A 1,809-nucleotide genomic window follows, 5' to 3' on the forward strand; every position below is an offset into this window, starting at 1 on the left:
TGTGACTTCGTCCGCTCATTGGCGGGGATCTTCCGACGCTCGATGGCGGCCCCGTCGTTGTGGCTCCGGAGCGATGACTGCGGGACGGCGTCCCGCAAGACGATCGCCAACACGTAGCGGGAACGGTGAGCCCCCTTCTGTTTTGGACCGACGATCTGTCAGCAGGCGCTGGTTGAAGCCTTATCGCGAACTCCGCGGCTTGTCATGAGAGCTACACCGGCAAGGGCCGTCCAGAGGCTAAGCGTGTCAAAGGAGATCCGTTCGGCGCCGCCGAGCCCCAACCAAGGCACCTCGGCCCCCTCCAGCGCCGCGAGGAACGCTGCGAACCCGACTATTGACACCACCAAGGCCACAATTGTGAGCTGGCGGAAGCGCCCCGGCCCAGCAGCTGCGGCGAGCATGCCCATTGCCAGCCACTGTGCGACCGCTTGGCCGAGTGCGGCACTATCGTGCGCCCCGGGATATATGTCCCACGGCGCCAGGCCGACGATCGAGACCAAGAGCCCGGTCAGCGCCATCAAGATCATCCCAGCTCGACCTGAGCGGCTGTCCCACCAGCCGTACATCAAGATCGCGCCGATCATGATCAGCACACCGGATGCGGCCATGCCGGCGTTGAACAGCGGATGCCATGGAGAGCAAACGTCGCGCACCTGTTGGCCCTGTTCGGAGAATTGCCCACAACCGACGACCCCGAGGTCGCTGATGGCGTTGTGCGTCACCGAGTACCCCTGGGGCCACCGCAGCGCGACCAGCAGCTGCACAGGGAATATCACAGCGCTGGCCATCCAAGCCACGGCTCCGGCGCGGTATCGATTCACTACGTCCCCTCATGTACCATACGAACGTATGGATACCGTAGCAATGACCGGAAGTGGCCGCAACTCCGTCCGGGAGCTGGTGATGGACGCTGTCGTGCAAGTGCTGGTCCGTGACGGTCTTGACGGCCTGTCAGTGCGGCGAGTGGCTGCTGAGGCAGGTGTCTCTATTGGTGCCGTTCAGTATCATTTCGCCACCAAGGATGCTCTGTTGGTCGCCGCCGCCAATCACGTAACCGCCCAGTTCAAGTCGCGTGCTGAAGAGTTGACCCATCGGGTGCTGGCCGAGGAGGGGGCAGCTGCTGCATTCCTCGCCTTCTGTCAACTCCTGGCCAACGCGATTGAGGCTCCCGATGGAGAGGCCGGGGACACTAACGCCACGATCGTCTGGTTGTGGTTCGCAGCGAAGGCTACGCAGTGTGGCGCCGTCGCCGATGCCTTTGCTGCCGGATGGTCACTGACAGAGAACTACCTGCGCGGCCTCATCGCCGACCTCTTCCCACAGCTCGACGCGGCCGAGGAAGCCGGGCATCTGCTCGCCGTCCTCGACGGTCTCGCAGTCGCTCGAGCCTCCGAGCCCGACCGGATGCCGCCGCACCGCGCCGCCACCATCGTCCGTCGCCACTTCGCCCACCTGAGCGGCGGAGATCCGGCCAGTTGACCGAGAGGTGGCGTGCATCCCACATGGGGAACCCACCTCGGCCTGCCGCATCACACGGCAAACGAGCTCGACCCCGAAACGACCACGCATCTTGTCGACGAACGCGATCATCTCTACGAGGGGCGGCCGAGCTCGGTCGCGAAAAACATGCTCACTGACCGGAGGATCTCGTTCGCCTTCTCCAACTCGACGATCTGCTTCTTCAATCGCATACTCGACATCAACAAGCAAACGCGCCTCATCCCCGAGGCCGTCGACGCCGCCCAAGAAGCACTCCTCATCGGACGATAATCGACGCGGGAACCACGACACTTATCGCCGCAAGTCACA

3 protein-coding genes are annotated in these 1,809 nt (G+C 63.6%); 2 read left to right on the plus strand and 1 reads right to left on the minus strand.

Going from position 1 to position 1,809, the window contains the following annotated elements; translation table 11 throughout:
• Positions 1-158: 158 nt before the first annotated feature.
• A complete protein-coding gene (locus GOOTI_RS04475; RefSeq protein ID WP_138985162.1) occupies positions 159-788 on the minus strand; it encodes a DUF998 domain-containing protein in 630 nt (209 codons plus the stop codon).
• Between the two features lie 61 nt (positions 789-849).
• On the opposite strand from GOOTI_RS04475, the gene GOOTI_RS04480 reads away from it, so the two are divergent.
• The gene (locus GOOTI_RS04480) at positions 850-1,479 is read left to right on the plus strand and encodes a TetR/AcrR family transcriptional regulator (protein WP_051997857.1); all 630 of its coding nucleotides are present in this window, start codon (positions 850-852) and stop codon (positions 1,477-1,479) included.
• Between the two features lie 12 nt (positions 1,480-1,491).
• Entirely contained in the window at positions 1,492-1,770 is a 279-nt protein-coding gene (locus GOOTI_RS26450; protein WP_007237386.1) for a hypothetical protein, read from the plus strand.
• Positions 1,771-1,809 lie beyond the last annotated feature (39 nt).

Origin of the sequence: Gordonia otitidis NBRC 100426, assembly GCF_000248075.1 — a bacterium.
Taxonomy (GTDB): Bacteria; Actinomycetota; Actinomycetes; order Mycobacteriales; family Mycobacteriaceae; genus Gordonia; species Gordonia otitidis.